General features: G+C 51.8%; 24 protein-coding genes, 1 tRNA gene and 1 other RNA gene. 15 read left to right on the forward strand and 11 right to left on the reverse strand.

Annotation, left to right across the window (positions count from 1 at the left end; translation table 11 throughout):
- From GDA54_05880 to GDA54_05900, 5 genes are all read left to right on the forward strand, one after another.
- Window positions 1-946 (forward strand): hypothetical protein (locus GDA54_05880; protein MBC6497828.1); only part of this gene is annotated, 946 nt, incomplete at its 5' end.
- 231 nt (window positions 947-1177) lie between these two features.
- A complete protein-coding gene (locus GDA54_05885; protein ID MBC6497829.1) occupies window positions 1178-1555 on the forward strand; it encodes a hypothetical protein in 378 nt (125 codons plus the stop codon).
- 1 nt (window position 1556) lies between these two features.
- The gene (locus tag GDA54_05890) at window positions 1557-2429 is read left to right on the forward strand and encodes a hypothetical protein (protein MBC6497830.1); all 873 of its coding nucleotides are present in this window, start codon (window positions 1557-1559) and stop codon (window positions 2427-2429) included.
- A 200-nt stretch (window positions 2430-2629) separates the two neighbouring features.
- Window positions 2630-4135: a hypothetical protein gene (locus GDA54_05895; GenBank protein ID MBC6497831.1), complete on the forward strand. Its 1506-nt coding sequence runs from the start codon at window positions 2630-2632 to the stop codon at window positions 4133-4135.
- Between the two features lie 119 nt (window positions 4136-4254).
- A complete protein-coding gene (locus tag GDA54_05900) occupies window positions 4255-5157 on the forward strand; it encodes an SHOCT domain-containing protein (GenBank protein ID MBC6497832.1) in 903 nt (300 codons plus the stop codon).
- Between the two features lie 201 nt (window positions 5158-5358).
- Here the strand turns inward: GDA54_05900 and GDA54_05905 are convergent.
- Window positions 5359-5434 (reverse strand) — tRNA-Glu (locus tag GDA54_05905).
- A gap of 102 nt (window positions 5435-5536) precedes the next feature.
- Entirely contained in the window at window positions 5537-6154 is a 618-nt protein-coding gene (locus tag GDA54_05910; GenBank protein ID MBC6497833.1) for an orotate phosphoribosyltransferase, read from the reverse strand.
- Between the two features lie 100 nt (window positions 6155-6254).
- Between GDA54_05910 and rnpB the strand changes: the two genes are divergently transcribed.
- The 4 genes from rnpB (at window position 6255) to GDA54_05930 (ending at window position 9968) form a co-directional block, all read left to right on the forward strand.
- Window positions 6255-6671: RNase P RNA component class A (rnpB, locus tag GDA54_05915), an RNA gene on the forward strand.
- 77 nt (window positions 6672-6748) lie between these two features.
- Window positions 6749-7609: a squalene synthase HpnC gene (gene hpnC, locus GDA54_05920; protein ID MBC6497834.1), complete on the forward strand. Its 861-nt coding sequence runs from the start codon at window positions 6749-6751 to the stop codon at window positions 7607-7609.
- 6 nt (window positions 7610-7615) lie between these two features.
- On the forward strand, window positions 7616-8491 hold the full coding sequence (gene rmuC / locus GDA54_05925; GenBank protein ID MBC6497835.1) for a DNA recombination protein RmuC: 876 nt from the start codon (window positions 7616-7618) through the stop codon (window positions 8489-8491).
- 82 nt (window positions 8492-8573) lie between these two features.
- Window positions 8574-9968, forward strand: coding sequence for a PQQ-dependent sugar dehydrogenase (locus GDA54_05930; protein MBC6497836.1), 1395 nt, complete (start codon window positions 8574-8576; stop codon window positions 9966-9968).
- A 23-nt stretch (window positions 9969-9991) separates the two neighbouring features.
- Here GDA54_05930 and GDA54_05935 read toward each other — a convergent pair whose 3' ends face one another.
- Complete coding sequence (locus GDA54_05935) at window positions 9992-11305, reverse strand: sodium:proton antiporter (GenBank protein MBC6497837.1); 1314 nt, start codon at window positions 11303-11305, stop codon at window positions 9992-9994.
- A 101-nt stretch (window positions 11306-11406) separates the two neighbouring features.
- Between GDA54_05935 and pyk the strand changes: the two genes are divergently transcribed.
- Window positions 11407-12846, forward strand: coding sequence for a pyruvate kinase (pyk, locus tag GDA54_05940; protein ID MBC6497838.1), 1440 nt, complete (start codon window positions 11407-11409; stop codon window positions 12844-12846).
- Between the two features lie 10 nt (window positions 12847-12856).
- On the opposite strand, the gene GDA54_05945 is transcribed toward pyk, so the two are convergent.
- Genes GDA54_05945 through sfsA form a run of 3 tightly spaced genes read right to left on the reverse strand, consistent with a single transcriptional unit; the run spans window position 12857 to window position 15284 of the window.
- Window positions 12857-13696, reverse strand: coding sequence for a hypothetical protein (locus tag GDA54_05945; GenBank protein MBC6497839.1), 840 nt, complete (start codon window positions 13694-13696; stop codon window positions 12857-12859).
- A gap of 37 nt (window positions 13697-13733) precedes the next feature.
- Entirely contained in the window at window positions 13734-14528 is a 795-nt protein-coding gene (gene map, locus GDA54_05950) for a type I methionyl aminopeptidase (GenBank protein ID MBC6497840.1), read from the reverse strand.
- 39 nt (window positions 14529-14567) lie between these two features.
- Window positions 14568-15284: a DNA/RNA nuclease SfsA gene (sfsA, locus tag GDA54_05955; GenBank protein ID MBC6497841.1), complete on the reverse strand. Its 717-nt coding sequence runs from the start codon at window positions 15282-15284 to the stop codon at window positions 14568-14570.
- A gap of 10 nt (window positions 15285-15294) precedes the next feature.
- Between sfsA and GDA54_05960 the strand changes: the two genes are divergently transcribed.
- Genes GDA54_05960 through GDA54_05975 form a run of 4 tightly spaced genes read left to right on the forward strand, consistent with a single transcriptional unit; the run spans window position 15295 to window position 18287 of the window.
- Entirely contained in the window at window positions 15295-16074 is a 780-nt protein-coding gene (locus GDA54_05960) for a competence/damage-inducible protein A (protein ID MBC6497842.1), read from the forward strand.
- Window positions 16075-16086: 12 nt separating this feature from the next.
- A complete protein-coding gene (gene gap / locus GDA54_05965; protein MBC6497843.1) occupies window positions 16087-17106 on the forward strand; it encodes a type I glyceraldehyde-3-phosphate dehydrogenase in 1020 nt (339 codons plus the stop codon).
- Window positions 17107-17130: 24 nt separating this feature from the next.
- Window positions 17131-17583, forward strand: coding sequence for a hypothetical protein (locus GDA54_05970; protein ID MBC6497844.1), 453 nt, complete (start codon window positions 17131-17133; stop codon window positions 17581-17583).
- Window positions 17580-18287, forward strand: coding sequence for a thiamine phosphate synthase (locus GDA54_05975; GenBank protein MBC6497845.1), 708 nt, complete (start codon window positions 17580-17582; stop codon window positions 18285-18287). Before GDA54_05970 ends, GDA54_05975 begins: the two co-directional genes overlap by 4 nt.
- A gap of 80 nt (window positions 18288-18367) precedes the next feature.
- On the opposite strand, the gene GDA54_05980 is transcribed toward GDA54_05975, so the two are convergent.
- Complete coding sequence (locus tag GDA54_05980; protein MBC6497846.1) at window positions 18368-19396, reverse strand: hypothetical protein; 1029 nt, start codon at window positions 19394-19396, stop codon at window positions 18368-18370.
- Here GDA54_05980 and GDA54_05985 point away from each other — a divergent pair.
- The gene (locus GDA54_05985) at window positions 19385-20476 is read left to right on the forward strand and encodes a KamA family radical SAM protein (GenBank protein MBC6497847.1); all 1092 of its coding nucleotides are present in this window, start codon (window positions 19385-19387) and stop codon (window positions 20474-20476) included. The two genes, GDA54_05980 and GDA54_05985, sit on opposite strands and share 12 nt — an antisense overlap.
- A gap of 18 nt (window positions 20477-20494) precedes the next feature.
- Here the strand turns inward: GDA54_05985 and GDA54_05990 are convergent, their stop codons facing one another.
- The 4 genes from GDA54_05990 to GDA54_06005 all read right to left on the reverse strand — a co-directional run bounded on the left by GDA54_05990 (window position 20495) and on the right by GDA54_06005 (window position 22203).
- Window positions 20495-21196 (reverse strand): hypothetical protein, encoded by a 702-nt coding sequence (locus tag GDA54_05990; protein ID MBC6497848.1) that lies wholly within the window; start codon window positions 21194-21196, stop codon window positions 20495-20497.
- Entirely contained in the window at window positions 21193-21396 is a 204-nt protein-coding gene (locus GDA54_05995; GenBank protein ID MBC6497849.1) for a cytochrome c-type biogenesis protein CcmH, read from the reverse strand. The genes GDA54_05990 and GDA54_05995 overlap by 4 nt, the downstream gene beginning before the upstream one ends.
- 35 nt (window positions 21397-21431) lie before the next feature.
- A complete protein-coding gene (locus tag GDA54_06000; GenBank protein MBC6497850.1) occupies window positions 21432-21608 on the reverse strand; it encodes a cytochrome c-type biogenesis protein CcmH in 177 nt (58 codons plus the stop codon).
- 31 nt (window positions 21609-21639) lie between these two features.
- The gene (locus GDA54_06005; protein MBC6497851.1) at window positions 21640-22203 is read right to left on the reverse strand and encodes a DsbE family thiol:disulfide interchange protein; all 564 of its coding nucleotides are present in this window, start codon (window positions 22201-22203) and stop codon (window positions 21640-21642) included.
- Window positions 22204-22221 lie beyond the last annotated feature (18 nt).

Here is a 22221-nt window from a genome sequence, read left to right on the forward strand (position 1 = left end):
ATATCCGCACATTCACAACTATAACCGCGAGAAGAACAAGTTAGGCGAGGACAATATCGGGAGCACTCTTGATTTGCGTGAAGTCTTTTTCAGCGTCACCAGTAGCGAGTATGGCTCTGTGTTAGCGGGCAAGACCCTCAGTTTGTTTCTGGGCAAGAACATCTTGACGGACATGACGTTATTTGGTGTTGGTGCTGTGGGTGGTGTCGGCACGTCAAATGCTCTCAGTGGGAGCACGTCTTTAGGGCGTATTGGCTATGGTTATGTCTATCCTAACTTCAATGCGGCGTTGCGCTATACCTCGCCTGATGTGCAGGGCTTTAAGCTGACGGCTGGTGTCTATGACCCTTCACGCATTGCTAATGCTGCCGCTGGTGAGAGTGCGACCTATCGCGACACGCCCTTGCCGAGATGGGAGGCGGAGCTGACGCATCAATTGGCGTTGCCGCGTTTTAACGTCACCCTCGATAGTTGGGGGAGTGCCATGTATCAAACAGCAGAGCAGTCTGATGGTGACGACGTGTCTTCGTGGGGGTTAGGGGGCGGCACGCAAGTGGCGTACAAGGGGCTCACCATCACAGGGAGTGGCTATTGGGGTAAGGGCTTGGGCTCTGTCCTGATGCTGGATGTGGATGCTCTAGACCCGTTAGGCAATGAGAGGCGTCACTATGGCTTTATTGCGCAAGCGACCTATGACTTTGGCAACGACACCCATCTTGGTGTGAGTTGGGGGACGAATTACACGTCTGCCACGACTGCTGAGCTGACGACGGGGACACCGGGTGCTATCCATCGTTTCAATCGTCTGTTTGATGTCATGGTGTGGCACAATGTGAATGCCAATCTCCGTGTGGGTGTGGAGTATGGCAATCAACGCACGCGCAATCGTCGTGGCGATGACAGCGATGTCAACGTCTTCTCTGCGGGCGGCTTCTTCTTCTTCTAGGGGCGAGAAGGGGCAAGCGAGGGGGACAGGTTAAGGGACGCATGGATAGTTTATCCGTGCGTCCCTTTTTTGTCGAGTTGCACCTTGACAATGCCTCATAGGATATGTATGACTGATAGGGACAAGGTGGGGGGTCGTCCAGAAAGAGGCGTAAGATTTGATATGATGAAGGAGACCATGATGACGATAATAGAAAAGACATACGGCTACACTGCGCGCTTCGCGCGTTCTATGGCATGGGCCTGGACGTGGGCTTGCGCGTTGTTGGTCGCTTATGAACGAGAAGGGCTAGCGGAGGTTGTGCTCATGGGCAATGATGGGTGGGAGGTGAGCATGGATGGCTCTGTCAATGGTTTTGCGGTGTATGCCGATAGCGAGGATATTGAGGGTGCTGGCACATTCCGTTTTCAGAGTGGTTTATTGCCGGCGGTGTTTGGCTTCAATGTGAAAGCGCCCCGCATTGGTGGTTTAGACATGTTTGCCCGTTTAGGGTTATATCCGCACATTCACAACTATAACCGCGAGAAGAACAAGTTAGGCGAGGACAATATCGGGAGCACTCTTGATTTGCGTGAAGTCTTTTTCAGCGTCACTCGGGAGCACTCTTGATTTGCGTGAAGTCTTTTTCAGCGTCACGAGTAGCGCGTATGGCTCTGTGTTAGCGGGCAAGACTCTCAGTTTGTTTTTAGGCAGGAATATGCTAAAGGATATGACGTTATTTGGTGTTGGTGCTGTGCGGGGTGTCGGCACGGCGAATGCTCTAGGGGCGAGCATGTCCTTTGGGCGTATTGGCCATGGCTATGTCGCCCCCAACTTCAATGCGTCGTTGCGCTATACCTTGCCTGATGTGAAGGGCTTTAAACTGAAGGTTGGTGTCTATGATCCTTCGCGCATTGCCAATGCTTCTGCTGGTGAGCGTGCGACCTATGGCGACACGCCCTTGCCGAGATGGGAGGCGGAACTGACGCACCAATTGGCGTTGCCGAATTTCAACGTCACCCTCGATAGTTGGGGGAGTGCCATGCACCAAACAGCAGAGCAGTCTGATGGTGACGACGTGTCTTCGTGGGGATTAGGGGGTGGCACGCAAGTGGCGTACAAGGGGCTCACCATCACAGGGAGTGGCTATTGGGGTAAGGGTTTGGGCTCTATTTTAATGCTGGATACGGATGCTTTAGACCCGTTAGGCAATGAGAGGCGTCACTATGGCTTTATTGCGCAAGCGACCTATGACGTTGGTAACGACACCCATCTTGGTGTGAGTTGGGGGGCGAATTACACGTCTGCCACGGCTGCTGAGTTGAGTGTGGGGACAGCGGGGGCTATCCATCGTTTCAATCGTCTGTTTGATGTCATGGTGTGGCACAATGTGAATGCCAATCTTCGTGTGGGTGTGGAGTATGGCAATCAACGCACGCGCAATCGTCGTGGCGATGATAGCGATGTCAACATCTTCTCTGTGGGTGGTTTCTACTTCTTCTAGGGATGAGAGGACGAAACGGAGAGAGACGGACGGTATCAATGATGTGTGGTGGGCTTCTTTCTCTTTTTTTCACAAATTACGTTGACATGAAAAGGCGTTATCGTGTTATAAAAGAACAGAAAGGTGCATATCCGCTAAGGGTGGAGTGTTGTGCTTCGTTCGTTTGATTAAGTTTATATGAATCTTGAGGAGATAGGAAGATGACAAAGATAAGGCAGAAAACGTTTCGTGCTATGATGTGTGCGTGGGCTGTCACGCTCGCCATTGTGGCGTATGCGTCCCATGGGCGTGCGGAGGTCGTGCTTATGGGGAATGAAGGATGGGAAGTGAGCATGGATGGCTCTGTCAATGCCTTTGCTGTCTACGCAGATAGCGAGGACTCGGCAAATCAGGTCTTTCGTGTGCAAAGTGGTTTGTTGCCAGCGGTGTTTGGCTTCAATGTTAAGGCGCCACGTGTAGGTGGTTTGGATAGTCTTGCCCGTATCGGTTTGTATCCCCACATCCACAACTATAATCGTCAAAAAAATAAGCTCGGCGAGAACAATATCGGGAGTTCCCTTGACTTGCGTGAGATTTTCTTCAGCGTGAGTGGAGACAAGGGGTCATTGTTGGTGGGTAAGACCCTCAGTCTGTATCAAGGTAAGAATATCTTGACCGATATGACTCTGTTTGGTGTTGGCGCTGTTGATATTGGCAACACCCTATCAGGAAGCACCTCTTTAGGGCGCATTGGCTATGGCTATGTTTATCCTAACTTCAATGCGGCCATACGCTATCGTTTCCCTGAATGGAAAAACTTCAACCTGACAGTGGGTTTGTATGATCCTTCCGCCATTAGGGGCAATAATACGACAAGGGTGACGAGGCAAGATACTGGCAATGGTCTTTATCGCAACGTGCATACTGCTGACGTGACGGTGGGTGGTCGGACGATAGATGCGGGTCACAATGTCATCCTAACGGATGCCCAACTGACGGCCTATCAAGCGGCGAGCGAAACCATCCAAGGGCAGGTCGTGCCTGTTGCTGGCGAGTTCTACTCCACGGCGGCTGGGGGATTCATGCAGGCATATACCGAGACTCCTACGCCGCGCCTCGAGGGTGAATTAACGCATAGCTATCACAATAGGCGCTATGGTGTTATGGTCGATTCGTGGCTGAGCGGTATGTTCCAATCAGCTGAGACGGACAATGGCACGACAGTCGACTCGTGGGGGATTGCTGGTGGAGCGCAGGCAAATTATCGTGGTGTTGTCCTGACAGGGAGTGGCTATTGGGGAAGGGGTCTGGGCTCTGTTCTCATGCTTGATACCGATGCCCTTGACATCACTGGTGGAGCAAGACGCCACTATGGCTTTATTGCTCAGGCGACCTACGATTTGGGACAGGAACTCCCGCAGTTCAAGGGTTTCAATGTGGGTGCTAGCCTGGGTATCAACTTCACATCGGCATCGAAATTGGAGAAAGCCGTGAGTGGCACCCTCAGTTCGACATTGAATACTGATAATGACATCACCATCGATGATGACGTGGGGTATTTGGACAGAATCCATCGCTTCAATCGTCTTTTCGACTTGATGTTGTGGTACAATGTGAATGACCACTTGCGTGTTGGTATCGAGTATGGTGACCAACGGACGAGTGATCGTTCTGGCTCTGAAGTCGACACGCGTATCTTCTCCGCTGGCGGCTTCTTCTTCTTCTAATATCGAAGCGCTGGAAGGTTATGACAATGTTCAACAACCCCGTCGGGCATCGTCGTCTTTGCGTCTATCTTTCTCTTTGGGTGTGCGCGCCTTTGTGGGTGCTGTGCGGGGGGGTGTTCTTGCCGACGGATGTGGCCGCCGCCACATCCCCGCAAGGGAGTCAGGTGTTATGGACGAAAGATGATTTCTTTGTGCGCCTAGAGCCTCAGGATAGAGGAGCTGGCGGAAAAACGCCTCCGCCCAATGATCATCCCTTCAAACAGATAACAGCGGAGGGCATCGTTCATGCCTTCTCGAAAATTGTTGTTCAGAAGAATCGCGATGATGTGCCTCAGTTGCTGTTTTCTCAGCGCGCATTGGATGTCCTTGCCACCTATCTTGTGGAAGGGCTAGAGGAGGCGACTCCTCGTCAGGATGTAACCTTTGCCGTTAAGTCATGGCACGAGAAGATTCTTACCTTTAGTTCGCCCGTTGTGCTTACGGGGCGTGTCTTTATGCGTGAAGGTCAGCTGAATCTCATTCTTGGCGAGATACGCACGCCCAATAGGATGTCGCGTTCCCATGCTGAACTTTCTGCTCTAAATCGGGACATACGCCTTTATCCCTATATACCGGGTAAGCGTTTTCAACGACGTTCTATGCCTTTGACTCTCTCTGTTCTTGGCGGAGAGGAGGGGATTTATACCGCGCCTGGGCGTGCTCAAGAGTGGCTGATATTCTCTCCTCAGAGCTATGCGACCCTCAGGCGTCCTTTACGTGAACTCACTGGTGAGCGCGCTGAGGAGCTTGTCAGGCAAAGGAAGAATGTCCCCATACCCGTTCGTGGACGCGACTCCTCTCAAGAGGAGGTGCAACGTTTACGGGACGAGGTGTCTCGCCTTAAGGATGATAGTGATTCGCCAGAAGGGCGGTCGCGTGCTGCCGAACAACGCCTAGAGGCATTGGAACGCATGCGCAAACGTGGCCTTATCAGTGAGGACGAATACGAGCAAAAGCGCAAAGAGGCTGTTCAGGGCTTGTGATAGCCGTCTCTCTCAATCTCTCTCAATCTCTCTCAATCTCTCTCAATCTCTCATGGGCGAGGGGGGCAACGGGGCATATGCGTGGGCGTGAGCCATGCCATAGAAGGCGTGGGGGTGCGTTGGACACCCCAGCCAACGCCAACCACCCCCAACGCTAACCACCCTATCCTATGTGGGGGGCTCCCTTGTGTTCTGTGGGTATGGCGACCCCAGCGGGATTCGAACCCGCGTTGCCGCCGTGAAAGGGCGGTGTCCTAGGCCTCTAGACGATGGGGTCGTTGAACATCGACGACGTGTGCGAAGAGCCTTATCACCTCTCTATCCTATTCATACGCGCAATGCAAGTCGCTTTGGTGTCTGTGTTGTGCGGCGATGTGTTTCAGAGGGTATCAATAAAGGCATTCACCATTTTTGCCTGTTCCTCTGTGCATTTGTTATGTTTTAGGGCATAATCGATAACGTCTCCATAGGAACAAAGATGGTAGAGCGTGACCCCTAAAGCGTCCATTGTTTCTTTGAGTTTCTTTGTTTCATAGCTAAAAAGCACGAAGGCATAGGCGCATGTTATCCCTTCATGGCGCATGGCGCGGATGAAGTCTTCCTTGCTTTGTCCATCTGTTGTCTGGTCCTCGATAAGAATGGCATGCATGCCCTTTTCAAAGTGTCCTTCGATGCGTTTGTTCAAGCCATGTCTTTTGCTTTGCTTTCGTATGTAAATCATAGGATTGCCCAGTGACTCCGCCAATATCGCTGCGTAGGGAATGCCAGCGCTTTCGCCGCCAGCGAGAAGAACGTCCCTGCCGATTTTGTTCTTAAGGCATGCTGTTGCTTCTTGCATGATGGCATGGCGCGCTCCTGGATAGGAGAGGATACGTCGACAATCCACATAAATGGGACTCTTGCGCCCAGAAGACCAAAGGAAAGGCGTGTCCATGCTTGTAATTTGCACAGCACCGCATGTCAGTAAATAGTGAGCAACAGATTGCTGATGGGCCATGATATTCTAGGGTGTGTTGGCAACATTGCACTCTGTGTCGCACCATACATGATGGAGAATAGCATTTGCAATGGAGAAAAATTGAGGATACAAGGACATGTCGGCGGGCTGGATAAGTGCATCTTGCTTATTGTTGGGAATACCCCATCGATAGGCGGATGAGGAAAGTCCGGGCTCCACGAGACAGGGTGCCATATAACATGTGGCGAAGGCAACTTCAGGGAAAGTGCCACAGAAAATAACCGCCTGAGGGGCGTCTGTCCCTAGGGTAAGGGTGAAAAGGTGTGGTAAGAGCACACCGCGCTCGTGGCAACACTGAGCGGACAAGGTAAACCCCACTCGGAGCAAGTCTAAATGGAGCATAGCCATCAGGCGGCTTTGTCTCGGTGCCTTTATGCTCAGGTGAGACGCTTCAAGACGTATGCCCTTATGGGACGTCTGAGATAAATACTTATCCGCACGTCCATGCTGTCTGCATGATGTGTGACAGAACCCGGCTTATAGGCTCGCCGATAGACATGGGAGGCCCGATAGGGTATGTTGGTGAGGGCAACCAATCTTATGGTCTCTTTTAGAAACATGGTGATGTATCATATGGCAAGAAAATATCTCTCTTCTCTCGATGCCTCTTCTGGGAAGGGACGTTCCGATGAGAATTTCCCGGTGGCATCATGGCTTATTGCTAAAGATAAACGTCCTCTTGTGATGTGCTATTATCGTTTTGCGCGCTTTAGCGATGATATTGCTGACAATCCTAGCCTTGACGAGAACGAGAAATTGAGGCGTCTCAAACGTCTGGACGATGCCTTATTGGGGCGAGACACCCATCCTGATTGTCAATGTGCTCTTGATGTTGCAGCCTTGATGGATAAGCACGGCATCGATATTGCTCACGCACGGGACTTGCTCAAGGCATTTTCTCAAGATGCCACAAAAAAGCGCTATGCCAATTGGGAAGAGTTGGAGGATTATTGCATGCATTCGGCATCGCCTGTGGGGCGTTTTCTGCTGTCCCTCCATGGTGAGGATAAGGCTCTGTTTGCTTTGTCTGACCCTCTGTGCAATGCCTTACAGATTCTCAATCATCTACAAGATTGCGCGAAAGATTACCGCACGCTAGACCGTGTTTATATGCCGCAAGATGTATGCAAGCGCTACGATGCGAAGGTAGAGACATTGGCATCGCGTACGTCTGATGTGGCGTGGCGTCGCGTTTTTCACTCTATTCTTGACAAGGCAGAACCATGGATTAATCAGTCGGAAAGCCTCTCTTCAAAAGTCTCGTCAAAACGGCTAGCGATGGAGGTAGCCACCATTTTCCATATTGCCCAAGCCCTGAGCCGCGCCTTGCGCAAATATCATCCTCTCTATAGGCGTGTGCGCCTACACACACCAACATATATCGCATGCTTTAGGAAAGGCATTCGCGACACCCTCTTTTTCTCTAAAAGGTGAAAAACCATGGATATCACACTGATTCTTCTCATTGTCGTCGTCATTGCTCTTGCCTTCCTAGGCTATCAACTTGCCATGATAAAGGCGAATTTGCAGCTGCTGGGACAGAGAGACCCTCATGTTGCTTTCATGGAATCGGTTATGCAGTTCATGAAAGCAAGCTTCTCTGATTTATTTGAGGCAGTGTATAAATTGCGACAATTCATGGATAATTCACAGACTCGAGGTGCCTTTGGTGAGGTGACTCTAGAAGAAATGGTGCGCGACCAACTCAGTTCCCACTATTATGCCTTTCAGTATACCCTCAGCAATGGGATGCGCGTGGACTGCCTCCTAAAATTTGACCCTCCGTTGGGACCCCTTGCCATCGACTCTAAATTTCCTCTCAGCGGCTATCGTGCCATCATGGAGGCACAAGATAAAACGCAAAAAGCGCAAGCTAAAAAGGAGTTCGAGAGAGCTGTGCGTAAAGGCATAGATGACATAGCAAAAAAATATATTATTCGGGGTGAGACGAGCGACATGGCTCTTATGTTTATCCCCAACGAATGTGTCTTTAACTTCATTCATAAGGAGTTTGGAGATGTAGTAGGCTATGCACGGAGAAAGAACGTCTTTATGGTTTCCCCCGAAACATTATGGGTTATCCTCAACACGATGCGCGCCGTGTTGCGCGATGCAAAAATGAGAGAGCAACTTCCCTTCATTCTGAAAAAGCTCATAGAGCTAGTCGATAATGATGTCGATCGCTTAGCAGAGCACGTTAAAAACCTCTTGAAGTATTTTAATCTTGCTGTGAAAGAGTTGCGCTCTATCGAGGCAATTATCGATGAAATTCTTAAAAAACGTGATGATATATCAAGCTTGGACCCAGATAAATAAAAGCCACAGAGTATCACACCCGCCTATCGTGAGTGCTATACTGGACATGGGGTATTCATGCAGAGATGAGGAGAGAGACACTATGTATCGGAGACACATGACGTTACAATATCACGAGAGACCGAGACGCATGGGCGTATGTCCTGTGCTGATGGCATGGGCATTGTGCTGTGGCATTCCCGCCGCCAGTGTGGCGGAAGAGGTCTCTGTGCTCACGGGCTTTGAGCCAGTCGGGACGCGTATTGTTATCCATAAGGATATGCTTCCCGAACCCTATGACGAACCCAGCGTCGCCAACATTGCCGCACCAGCCACCCGTAAGGAGGGACATCTCTTGCAGGTGAAGGAAGGCTTTAGCGTCAATATCTTTGCCCAAGGGTTAGAGGACCCAAGGCGTCTCTTGGTGGATGAGACGGGCGGTGTGTATCTCGCCCAGAGCAGTGAGGGGACGATCCATTATCTACAAGATGATGATGGTGATGGTGTTGCCGAGACGATACATCTGTGTGCCGATGGGTTTCGTGTGCCTTATGGTATGGCACTCTCCCATGGCGCCTTCTATGTTGCCGATGTGGACCATGTGTGGCGGTTGGCGGGGGATGTGTGTGATGGCGGTAGGACAGAAGGAGAAGAGCAACGTATCCCTGTGACGCCTGACTCCGCTCTAGGCTCTGCCAGCGGGCATTCAACGCGCAATATCGCCTTGAGTCGTGATGGGAGAGAGCTCTATGTTGCTGTGGGGTCGAGAGGCAATATCGGCATCGAACCAGAACCTCGTGCCACCATCAGGCGTTTTGATCTCAAGACGGGGGCTTATGAGAGTTACGCAACAGGCCTACGCAATCCCGTCGGCCTTGTCATGAGGGAGCATGATCGCACGCTATGGACTGTCGTCAATGAGCGCGATGGCTTAGGCGACCGCCTTGTGCCAGATTACATGGCGAAAGTCGAACAAGGCGATTTCTTTGGATGGCCCTATAGTTATTTAGGGGATATACCTCAGCCTGATTGGTTTGAGAAACGTCCCAAGGGCATAAAGGCAAAAGTGCCAGAGATGCTCTTTCACGCCCATTCAGCGCCCCTTGGCTTTGCCTTTTATGACGATGCGTCTCTCTTTCCCCAAGAGTATCACGGAGGCGCTTTCGTTGCCTTGCATGGCTCGTGGAATGCGCGTGTTCCTCAAGGATATATGGTGGCATTCGTGCCTTTTGCTGATGGCATACCACAAGGCTCTTATGAGGTCTTTGCCAGCGGTTTTCGCGTGGATACGCCACCATCATCGTCATCCCCTTTGGGTGATGACCCTGACGCCTACGATACGCCCTTATGGCAGAGCGCCTTGTCCCGTATCACAGGTTACAAGAGCCCCTATGTTATTGGCCGACCAGCGGACGTGGCCGTTGCCCGTGATGGGAGTCTCCTCATCGCCGACGATGTGGCTGGCGTCATTTGGCGTATCACCTATGGGGAGGAGTGAGCAAGGCGCGCGGGGGATACGTCCTAGAGAAACCATATCCACGAGACAAGGACAAACAGGGGAGTCAAAATGGTAAAGGACCACGCCATATAGCCTAAGAAACTTGGCACACTGACTTTGCGTTCCCTTGCCACAGCAAAGACGAGGAAATTGGGCGCATTGCCTATCAGTGTGAGAGCGCCCATGAAGACAGCGCCTGCCGATATGGCGAGCAGAATTTGGGGATTGGCAAGGAGTATCTCAGCGCCGCCCGCCGTATTAAAGAACACCAGATATGTGGGGGCATTATCTAGGAAGGCCGAGAGGATACCTGTGAGCCAAAAATATGCCAACGCTTCGGGGACACGCTCGAAAATGGGCGCCATCACCGATGTGTTCCCCTTGAGATAGGCAAGGACGGGGATAATGGTGATAAAGATACTGAAAAAGAGCTTGGCGACCTCTTGCATGGGAAACCAATTGAAGTGATTATGCGCACGTATCTCTTTATCCGTCCATTTGAGTGACATGCCTATGAGAGCAAGCATGACGAGAGGACTGAGGATACGTTCTCCTTTCACAGCGATACCAAGGATTGACCATGTGCCTAAATCGACGACGCCACTCATCAGCACGACAATAATGACCATGAACAGCAAGAGGATATTTTGTGGACCCGAAATGCTGAGTTTTTGTCTTTGGGGGGGAGGTTCTGCCACATCGGGATGTTCCTTGCGATAGTAGTAGCTGTCCATCACCCAGAACATGGCGAGAAGAATCACCGAGAGAAAGAGCATAGGCGCGAACATATGGCGGGTTGTCCAGAAGAAATCGATGCCATTGAGGAAGCCTAGAAAAAGCGGAGGGTCGCCCAATGGCGTCAAAGAACCACCGATATTGGCAACAAGAAAAACAAAAAAGACAATGACATGGGTTTTATATCGTCTTTTTTCATTGATGGCGAGCAACGGGCGTATGAAGAGCATGGAAGCACCTGTCGTCCCTATCCAGCTGGCGATGGCTGTGCCGAGAGTCAGGAAAATCGTATTGACAGCAGGTGTCGGTAAAAAGTCGCCTTGTAAGCGTATACCGCCACTTATCGTGTAGAGAGTCGCTAAGACGACCACAAAGGGGAAATAATCTAAAAGGAGGATGTGAAAAACCTCATGGAATGCTATGCTGACGCCAAAAGCGACTGTGAAGGGAATAACAAAAACGATCGCCCAAAACGCCGAAATCTTGCCGTAATGGGCGTGCCAAAAGGAAGGAGCAAAAAGCGGAAACAGCGCAATGGATAACAGGAGGCCCGCAAAAGGAAGCCCCCACAGTAACGTATCAACGATAAAGGGTTCTGTCATAGTGAGATATAATCAAGAAGTGTTATGGATGTGTGTCTGTACGATGATGAGCCATGATAGCATAGGCACAGAAAGAATAGCAACAATGTATAAGGTGTAAGATGAAACGTCCTCGTAAAACAAAGATTATTGCCACCCTTGGTCCTGCCACATCGGCGTATGCGACCATACGCAGACTTTTTGAGGAGGGGGTGGATGTGTTCCGCCTCAATTTTAGCCATGGGACCCATAAGGAACATCAGGAGCGTTTAGCATCTATTCGTCTGCTAGAGAAGGAAAAAAATCATTCCATTGGTGTCATTGTCGACTTGCAAGGCCCTAAATTGCGTTTAGGGCATTTTGCTCAGCCATGTGTCTTTTTGCGTTCTGGCACGATATTTCGTTTTGACAGGGATAAGAGAGAGGGGGATGAAAGAGGCGTTTATGTCCCTCACCCTGAAATTTTTGATATAGCCCGTATCGGGCAAGATATTTTATTGGATGACGGCAAGGTGCGCCTCAAGGTTGTGGAGAAAGGAGCGTCGTGGATTGATGCCAACGTCATCACGGGGGGTGAGATTTCATCCCATAAAGGGATGAACATCGTTGGGAGCGTCATGACCGACCAAGCCATATTGACGGCTAAGGATAAGGCCGATTTTGACTTTGCCATGACGTTGGATATTGATTGGATTGCTCTGTCTTTTGTGCGGGATGTCGGTGATATTGAGAAAGTGCGTTCGTTGATTCCTCGCCAGTGTCCGGTGCATCTTTTGACAAAGATGGAGAATCAGGCGGCCATCAACAATCTCGAGAGTATCATCGAGGCATCGGATGCGGTGATGGTGGCGCGAGGCGACCTTGGTGTTGAGTTGCCGCCAGAGGTTGTTCCCATACAACAGAAGCGCATTATCAATGCGTGTCGGCGCATTGGCAAGCCCGTGGTTGTAGCGACTCATATGTTAGATTCTATGGTGCATTCTTCTGCGCCGACGCGCGCTGAGGCGTCGGACGTGGCGACGGCTGTCTATGATGGCGCTGATGCTGTGACACTCTCTGCGGAGACGGCGGTGGGCAAGCATCCGTGCGAGTCTGTGTGCATGATGAATAAGGTCATATGTTCGGTGGAGGGTGATAGCGTGTATCGTTCTATCATAGAGAATTGGCATCCTCCGTCCCGCACGAAGGTGTCCGATGCCATCAGCGCAGCAGCTGCACAAGCTGCCGATACACTGAACGCTGCGTCCATCGTAACCTATACGGAGTCAGGCTCGACGGCGCGCCTTGCGTCTCGTGAGCGTTCTCATGTGGGGATATTAGGCATCAGCACAGCAAAGACGACAGCGCGTCAGCTCTCTATGACGTGGGGTGTTTATTGTGTTGTCGCTGAAGGCATACAGAGCGTCAACCATATGGTGGAGGAGGCGTGTCAGGTTGCTCTACAGGAGGAGGTCGCACAGATAGGGGATATTGTCGTCATCACAGCGGGCATTCCTTTTGGCAAGGCTGGCTCGACAAATATGATGCGTATTGCGCGCCTTAAGAATATCAAGAGTCGTTAGACGATGACGTTTAGAACAATCCGTGTTCTTTCATGGAGTAGGCGTCATAGGGTGTGATAATGATATGGTCGTGGAGGACGACATTGATAGCGTGAAGTTTTTCGCACATATTTTTTGTCATGGTGATGTCTTGGGTGGATGGCGAGGCTTTTCCGCTGGGGTGATTGTGGGCGAGGATGACGGCAGAGGCGTCGTAGAGGATGGCTTGTCGCAGGAGGGCGTGTGCGCTGATATTGACGGCGTGGGGGTCGTTTTGAGAGATGGTGTTTTGTGTCAGTGTGGGGCGTGATGGCGTGTGTTTTTTTTGGGTTGTTTGTTCGATGAGGTCGTTATTTTTATTGAGATAGAGGATGGTGAAATGTTCCTCTTTTTTATGTCCTATAGAGGTGCGTAGATAGTGGATGAGTTGGTCTATGGTGGCGATAGGGACGTGGTGTTTTTGGAGGGTATCGATGGAGAGACGGCGGGAGATTTCGGCAACCAAAGCGAAGAGGGTGCGTCTTCGTGTATTGGCGAGGAATTGGCGGACGGGGTGAGAGGACTCTGTTGTCGCCTTTCCTGTTTGTGCCGACAATGTCGCATAATGGTCAGTCTTGGCGTGGATGAGACGCCCTAAAGGGACATCTTTCAGCAATGCCTTTGCCAGAGGTTTGACGTCGCCTCGGGGATAGAGGTAGAAGAGCAACAGCTCGAGAATTTCATAATCATACAGGGAGGACGGTTCGCCCCCTAAAAACTTTTCATATTGCCTCTGTCGGTGTCCTATATAGTGAGGCGGCGATACCTCCTCCGCCTTCATAGAAGACGATACCAACAGACCACGACTCCCTCTCTGGTTTGTTCCCTTCATGGTATAGGGGCGGTTTTTCATGGCCTGTTCTACGGGTTTATAGGTAGGGAGGCGCTGTATAGTTTTTGGGTGAGAGGGTGAAAATCATACATCCATCGTCTGTGATACCGATAGAGTGTTCGAATTGGGCCGAGAGCGAGCGATCCCGTGTGACAGCCGTCCATCCATCTTGAAGAATTTTGGCGTGTCGCTTGCCGATATTCACCATAGGTTCTATGGTAAAGAAGTATCCCGCTTCCAGTTGAGGCCCTGTTCCTTTGACACCATAGTGGAGGACTTGAGGTTGGTCGTGAAAGACTCGTCCTAACCCGTGTCCGCAGAATTCGCGCACCACAGAATACCCCTGGTCTTCCACATGGCATGCGATGGCGTAGCCAATATCGCCAAGGTGATTGCCGGGGCGGGCTTGTTCGATTCCCTTCATCAAGGCATCATAGGTTGCTTGGACGAGTTTACGCGCCTTCATGCTTGTTTTCCCTACGAGGAACATACGGGAACTATCGCCATGCCATCCATCGAGGATGACGGTCACATCGATATTGAGAATATCGCCTGAACGTAAGGGGCGTTGGCTCGGAATGCCATGACAGATGACGTGGTTTATCGATGTGCAAATGGATTTAGGGTAGCCTTGATAGTTGAGGGGGGCGGGAAGGGCGTCATGGTCGGTAATGAATTGGTGGCATAATTGGTCTAGTTGGTCGGTGGTCGTGCCTTCGGTCACGAAGGGCGTGATATAGTCAAGACACTGGGCACAGAGGCGTCCTGCTCTTGCCATAGCGTCAAAATCTTTTTTTGTATGACGGGGAATGGAGCTGGTAGGAGAGATCATGACAGGGGTATCAATGGCGTAATGGCTTTCTCGTCTGTTTCACGTAAGGACAACAGGAATGGAACGATTGAGCGTAATGCTCTGTGGTGTTATAGCACAATCATAGGCATAGAGTCGCACGCCTTTCTGTTGTGCATGTCGTAGCGCCAGACCATAGGCTGGGTCGATGGTATCGTTGGGACGCAAGGCGTTGCAATCTTCCCTCTGTATGAGGAAGACGACAGCCGTTGGGACAGAGCGTTGAGCATAGCTGGCGAGGGTCTTCATATGTTTTTGCGCTCTGAGGCTGACACTATCGGGAAAGAGGGCGGTGGCATCCTGATGGGGGGTTGTGTGGCGCATGGTGACACTTTTCACTTCTAAATAGAGTGTTTGCCCATGGTGTGTTGTCAGGGCAAAATCGACACGCATGGCATCGAGCGTCACTTCTCTTTTGATATGTGTGATGGATTGAAAGGGGTGGAGTTTTCTCTCTTGCAGGGCTTCTAAGACGATATGGTTGGCATGCATGGTATTAATGCCGACAAGGGAGAGGGGCGTCTCAGTGAGTTGCCATTGCCATGCCAATTGCCTCGTTTTGCGAGGTGCTTTTTTTTCTAACCAAATGGGTGTATGTTCAGAACAGAGTCCTTGCATGCGTCCGGGGTTAGGGCAGTGTGCGATGACATGGTCGCCATTATGGAGCTGTGCTTCGGCGAGAAAGCGCTTATAGCGTTTCTTAAGGGTCGCTTGGACAAGAGGAGAATCGAACCGCATGGGTCAGGACATGGAGCAAGAGCATCGCGTAAAAGAAGAGGGACAGGACAAGGCACAGCATGTGACGGCAGCCCTTGTGATTATTGGCAACGAGATTTTATCGGGACGAACGTCAGATAAGAACATTGCTTTTATAGCAACAATGCTGGATGACTATGGCATTTTATTGCGTGAGGTGCGCGTCATTGCCGATGACGAGCGCGCCATCATCCAGCATATCAATAGTCTTCGCTTTGTGTATGATTATGTCATCACGACGGGGGGGATTGGGCCGACGCATGACGACAGGACGTCTTGTGCGGTGGCGAAGGCATTTTTGGTGCCATTATGTTGCCACGAGGAGGCGCTGGCGCGTCTCAAGAAGCATTATGGAGAGGCGCTCAATGATGCGAGGAAGAAAATGGCGTTCATCCCTCGTGGCGGTGTTCTCATTGATAATCCCATAAGTCATGCGCCGGGCTACCATATAGGGAATGTCATGGTGCTTGCGGGCGTGCCTGAGATTATGCAGGCGATGTTGAAAGGGGCGATGATGCGTTTGCGTAGAGGGAAGCCTCTATGTTCTTTATCGTTACTTTGTCGTCGTGCTGAGGGGGACATTGCTGAGGCGTTGGCTCATGTGCAATCTCTGTATGAAGACATTGATATTGGCAGTTACCCATGGTTTTCATCGAAGGGTCTTGGTGTTAATATCGTCTTGCGTGGCGATGATGCTGTGCGCGTGCGTCATGCCTCTGATAAGATAAAGGGGGCGTTGGAGGCTGTGGGGATTGACATCCAGATGGTGTAGAAGGAGAGAAACATGCCGATAAAGGTCGCTATTAATGGGTTTGGGCGCATTGGTCGTCTTGTCTTGCGCGCATGGTTGGGGCGCGTGGATACGTCTCTACAGATTGTTGCTGTGAATGATTTAGGGGATGTCTCTGTGCTGAGGCATTTGCTTCACTATGACAGCGTCCATGGGCGTTATGAAGGCGCGACAAAATGGCAAGGCGAGACTCTTGTGACGGAGAAGGGGGCTATCCGTTTCGTGTGCGAGCCAGACCCTCAGCGCCTGCCTTGGTCTGAGGTGGGGGTGGATATTGTCTTAGAGTGCAGTGGGCGTTTTACCACGCGCAAGGCGGCGGCGGCGCATCTCGAGGCGGGCGCTCAGAAGGTTTTAGTCTCCGCGCCATGTGCTGATGCTGACATGACCCTCGTCTATGGCGTGAATCACCATGCGTTAGGCAAAGAGCATGACGTGGTGTCCAATGCCTCTTGCACGACCAATTGCCTTGTTCCTGTTGTCCATGTGGTGGATAAGCTCTGTGGGTTGGACTATGGCTATATGACGACGGTGCATTCTTACACGGGTGACCAGAAGGTTGTCGATATGGTGCATAAGGATATGCGGCGGGCGCGGGCGGCATCTCTGTCTATGATTCCGACGACGAGCGGCGCGGCGCGCGCTGTCTGTCTTGTTCTTCCTCATTTAGAGGGGCGTATTGATGGTTGTGCTGTGCGTGTGCCGACACCTAATGTCTCCCTTGCCGACCTCACCTTTGTTGCCAGCAAGGATGTGTCTAAGGAGGCGTTGCACGATGCCATGCGTCGCCATGCTCAAGGGCCGTTGCAGGGAATTTTAGCGCTCAATGATGCGCCTTTAGTCTCTTCTGACTTCATAGGACATCCCGCCAGCTCTATTTTTGATGAAACGCAGACGCACGTCATGGGGAAGCGTTTTGTGCGGGTTGTGGCGTGGTATGATAATGAATGGGGCTTTTCCAATAGGATGTTGGATAGCGCCCAATGTTTAGCGCGCCATCTCTCAAGACATGGATAGGAGAAGGGGATAAGAGAAGGGGACATGGATGGGCGTAAGATGGCGTCTATGTGGCGTGGTTCGTCAGTGCCTCTCATGAGGGTGTCTCACAAATGTCATCTCATGTGGGTTGTGGAGGGGATGAAGGGGCGCGCCATGCTTGTCAATGACATCTATGCGTTGCGTGCTTATGGCGTGGGGTGGTTTGCCCAGTTGGCGTTATGGTTCAGGGCGTATGATAAGGCGGGTTCTTTTCTGTTGTTATGTGATTGTGGTGGCTATAACGGTTGGGTACACCATGCGTTGCGTTTAGGGGTGCGCGATTTTTTCATCGAGAGTCGGGCAGACTCCATGCGTTCGTTCATTGAGTCGTATGGCGGTGCGGTTTTTTCTGTGGAGGGGGTGGGGAGGAGGTATCATTTTCGAGATGGCTTTGATGACTCTGTGCGGGAGGATTTTGTGGCGTGGCTGAGGCGTGAGGGGTTGGCGGTTTCATGAGGGCATGTCGTGGGCGATTAGGGAAAGGCTCTTGTTGGCGCAAGATGTTTCTCTATGTCATTACGCCTTCCCATTGGTGTGATAAGGATTATTCCAGCCTGAGCGCTATGCTCACATCCAGAGGGGGGAGGAGCATTGCCTGTGTGCAATGGCGTTGTAAGAATGGTTATGATAGGGAGCGTGAGGATATAGAGCGTGTCAGGGCGTTATGTATGCGTCATGGCGTTGCCTTGGTGCTCAATGATGGGCGACATAGCGCCTATGGCGATGGCGTGCATTTAGGGCGTCATGATTATGGCCATGGCGGGTATCGTCATTTTTATCGCCATGTAAGGGGAGGGAGACGATATGGGCGGGGCATTCGTGACAGCCATCACAGGGCGATGCGTTTAGGGGTGAGCTGTTATGGGTCATATGGCAGGGCGTTGGCGGCGTCCATGCGGGGTGCTGAGAGTGTTGCCTTTGGCGCTTTTTTTGCGACAAGGAGCAAAGCCATGACGATGCGCGCTTCTCTCTCTGTTCTATATCGTTGGCGTAGGCGGACGCATCAGGTGGCGACCATTGCTATTGGTGGTATTGGCATACAGCATGTGCGGGTTTTACAGCAGGCGGGTGTCGATTACGTGGCCATGATTTCGGGTATTTGGGCGTATCCTCAGGGGGCTGTGGCCGCTGTAGAGAAATTTTCCCTTCTTACCCACTGATGCCTCACTGATGCCCCACTGATGTCTCACTGGGGGGGCTATGTGTTGTTGGTATGGGGTGTATCACACTATCACATGGCTCACAGCGGTGCGAGGGCGTGTTGAGATGTATGGAGGGTTGGGCGATGGCTTGTCAGCATAAGGAGGCGTTCGACTCCTAGCGCCATGCCACAGCATGGAGGGAGGGGGTGATGGTGCAGGGCTGTGATGAAATCTTGATGGATATGATGGTGGGGCGTTCCCATGGTGCGTAAGGCGTCGAGATTTTCATCGGCAGAGCGACACTCCACATAGCCATGGGCGAGCTCGATACCACAGACAAAGAGTTCGAACCGTTGGCAGAATCGCGGGTCATCATCGCACGGACGGGCGAGCATGCCGAGAGGGCGGGGGTAGCGTGTCAGCAAGATGGGTGTTGTGCTTTGATTGAGGTGGGGTTGGACGGTGGCGAGAAAGAGACGATGAAAGACATCGTCCCATGTATCATCGTGGGCGCAATGGATATTGAGTCGTAAGGCATGGTCTCTGATGGCGTTGAGGTCGCCATAGGGGGCTTGTGGCGTGAGGCATGTGGCGATATCGATATCGCTATGGCGGTGGAGACATTCTTGGATGGTCATGGCTTGTGCCTTTGTCTGTGCGCATGAGGTGCGGTTGGGATGGGAAAAACGTTGGTGGGGGGCGTAGTGGCGGGCGAGCTCCATGATATGGTGGCAATCGTTGATGAGGGTCGCACTGGATTGGCCTAGTCGGTACCATTCTAGGAGGGTAAATTCATGGCGATGGAGGGGTGAATGGTCGTCATTGCGGTAGACGTGAGCAATTTGAAAAATAGGATGGTCTATGTGCGGGAGCAGGTATTTCATGGCGAGTTCAGGAGAGGCGTGGAGGGTGCGCGTGTCGCTTGTGCCGTTTGGATGGCGTATGACAGTCGTCAAGGGCTTTATATGAGGCTCGAAGGGTGGATAATGTTGAAGATGTGGGGTATCTACGTGGTAGAAGCCTTGTTCCTCGAAATAAAGGCGTATGCCACGCAGAATATGATGGCGTAGGCGGATGGTATCTTTGAGAGTCTCCATAGTGTGAGCAGAATAGAGATGGCAGAGCATAAAAAGCAAGGGGAGGCATTGACGAGTCTCGATGCTCTGTATGATTCGGGTGTTTTGCGGCGGGACGAGGCGTGCCATAAGGATATGCATGCCCTCTCTCAACGTTATGCCTTAAGGCTGACGTCTGACGTGGCATCGAGAATCAAGGAGGGTGTCGCCGCCCTACGTCGCCAGTATGTTCCTGATATAGCGGAAAGACAAGAGCAAGAGGGAGAATCCTGTGACCCCATAGGGGATAAGGCACATAGCCCGGTCAAGGGTGTCATTCATCGTTATCCAGACAGAGTCCTCTTGATGCCCACGTCGGCATGTGCTGTTTATTGCCGTTTTTGTTTTAGGAAGGCGTGGGTTGGGGGAGGTGGCCAAGATGGTGGCATGACCATAGAGGACTTGCGTCGCGCCTACGCCTATATTGAGGGCGACAAGCGCATTTTCGAAGTCATTCTCAGTGGTGGCGACCCTCTTATGCTATCGGTGAGGCGTTTAGGCTCTCTTTTAAGGCGGGTGCACGCCATATCTCATGTGGGGATTATGCGTATTCATAGTCGTGTCTTATTGTCCGATATGGCGCGTCTATCGGATGACCATATGGCGCTTTTTGCGTCTCTGGACAAGCCTCTCTATATGGTTGTCCATTGCAATCATGCGCAAGAATTCACACAGACGCATCGAGCCGTATGCAAACGTCTCTTACGTGCTGGCGTTGTCCTCTTAGGGCAGAGTGTCTTATTGCGTGGTATCAATGACACGCCACAAGCCTTGACGGCATTATTTCGCGCCATGCTGTGTCATCACATCAAGCCCTATTACCTTCACCAATTGGATTATGCGCAGGGGACGGGACATTTCCGCGTGCCTCTCAAGAAGGGTCTTCGCCTTGTATCGTCATTGCGTGGCTGGATATCGGGTCTGTGTCAGCCCCATCACATGGTTGAGATTGCTGGTGGCTATGGCAAAGTGCCGCTCTGTGAGCCTTGTCATCGCTGTGCGGGGTTGCCTTCTGATGATGACATGGAGGATAATGTTGCGCCCTATCGCTTGCGTGATTATCGTGGGCAGTGGCATGATTATCGGGGGTAGCCTCGCTTCTCATGTCCTTCATGGCGTCATGGTGTCGGGGGGAGGAGGATAGTGAGCGAGGCGTTGCTGGATGGTGTCACGGAGTTCTTGGTGGGTGTCGTTGTTGGTGTCTAATTGTTGTAAGAGTTGGGTGAGAAAGGCGCGGGCCTCAGTCCATTGTTCTTTTGCTTGGGCATGGAGTGCGAGAAACCATAAGGCTTGGGCATGGGTAGGGTCGATGGCATGGATACGTTGCCACAAGGGCAGGGCATGATGTGGTTGGGCGTTCTGTTGGAGCAAGGCATAGCGGGACAAGAGGTCGATATTGTCTGGAAAGTATTCTATGCCTTGGGCGAGAATCGAACGGGCTTGCGCTGTTTCCTCTAGCGCCATCCATTCGCTGGCGACAACGATCCATGCTGTCGGGTCTTCTGTTTGTTCGGGCAGGCCTTGCGTGGCTTGACGCAAAAGTTCTCGAAACGCCTCGACGGTCATCGTGTCTTCTATGCGTTCGGTGGGCGCTGTCGTCTTTGTGTGTTCTTCGAGCATGTGCTGTGCATGGGGGGATGCAGGGAGGAAAGGGCGTCCTATGACGCTGTAGAGGAGCACACAGCACCCAAAGAGGGGGGTGAGGATAAACAATAAGAGCCGTTGTTCTTGGGGTGTTTGGCGATAGATGATAGCGGTGATATAGAGGGCGGCCATACCGCCCAGCATGACGAGAGGGAGAAGCGTTGTCATGGGACGGGGCGTTGGCGTCTCATATAGAGCACAACCCAGAGGACGGCGACGAGGAGAAGAGCAAAGGGGGAGAGCCACAGGAAATAGGTTGATGGTTGCCATGGCGGGGCGAGGAAAATAAAATGCCCGTAGCGTTGTTGTAGCCATATGACAATATCGTCAGGGCTATCGCCGTCTTTGAGGCGCGAGCGTATCACCATGCGGAGGTCTCTGGCGATGGGTGATTGTGACTCGTCTATATNNNCTCGTCTATATTTTCACTTTGGCAGACGAGACATCGAATCTGTGCGCTGAGGGCGCGTGCTTGTCGTTCTAGATGGGGGTCATCGAGCATTTCGTCAGGCAGAACGGCATGACTTATGTCAGAGAGGCATAGGAACGTCATCACGAAGGCGAGGAGTCGATACGTCATGGCGTGTCTCACGTGCATTGTCGGTGCGGGATTATCGGGGGGCTATCGCTGTTGCTGGGAGAGCAAAAGACGCAAGGAGAGGAAGCACATGATGTTCCATTGTCCTCTGGGTGATGGGTCCGCGCAGATGATAGCGTATGATTCCCTCACCATCAACGATGAAGGTTTCGGGCACGCCTCCCACACCCCATGTGATACTGAGCGTGCCATCATGGTCTGGCGCAATGGCTGTGTAGGGGTTGCCATAACGGCGAAGCCAAGAGAGGGCGTCTTCTTTTTTATCTTTATAGTTGATGGCGTAGATAGGCATATGGGGGAATTGTTGTGATAGGGCGGTAATAAGGGGATGTTCATAACGGCATGGGAGACACCACGAGGCGAAGACGTTGACGATATAGGGTTGTGTTTGTGTGTTTTGGGGAAATGGGTTTTCTGGTGTGAGGCTGGGCGTGCCATTGAGGGACGGGGCTTTTTGTTGCGTCTCCATGAGGGGGGATGGGATACGATGGGGGTCTGTCTTAAAGCCTTGATATAAGCCGACCATGAGGGCGCTCACGACAAGCAGGGGCAAGAGTCGGAGAGTCAGGGACATCATGGCACTTGGAGGAGACGG

Source organism: Alphaproteobacteria bacterium GM7ARS4 (assembly GCA_014332745.1).
Classification (GTDB): Bacteria; Pseudomonadota; Alphaproteobacteria; order GM7ARS4; family GM7ARS4; genus GM7ARS4.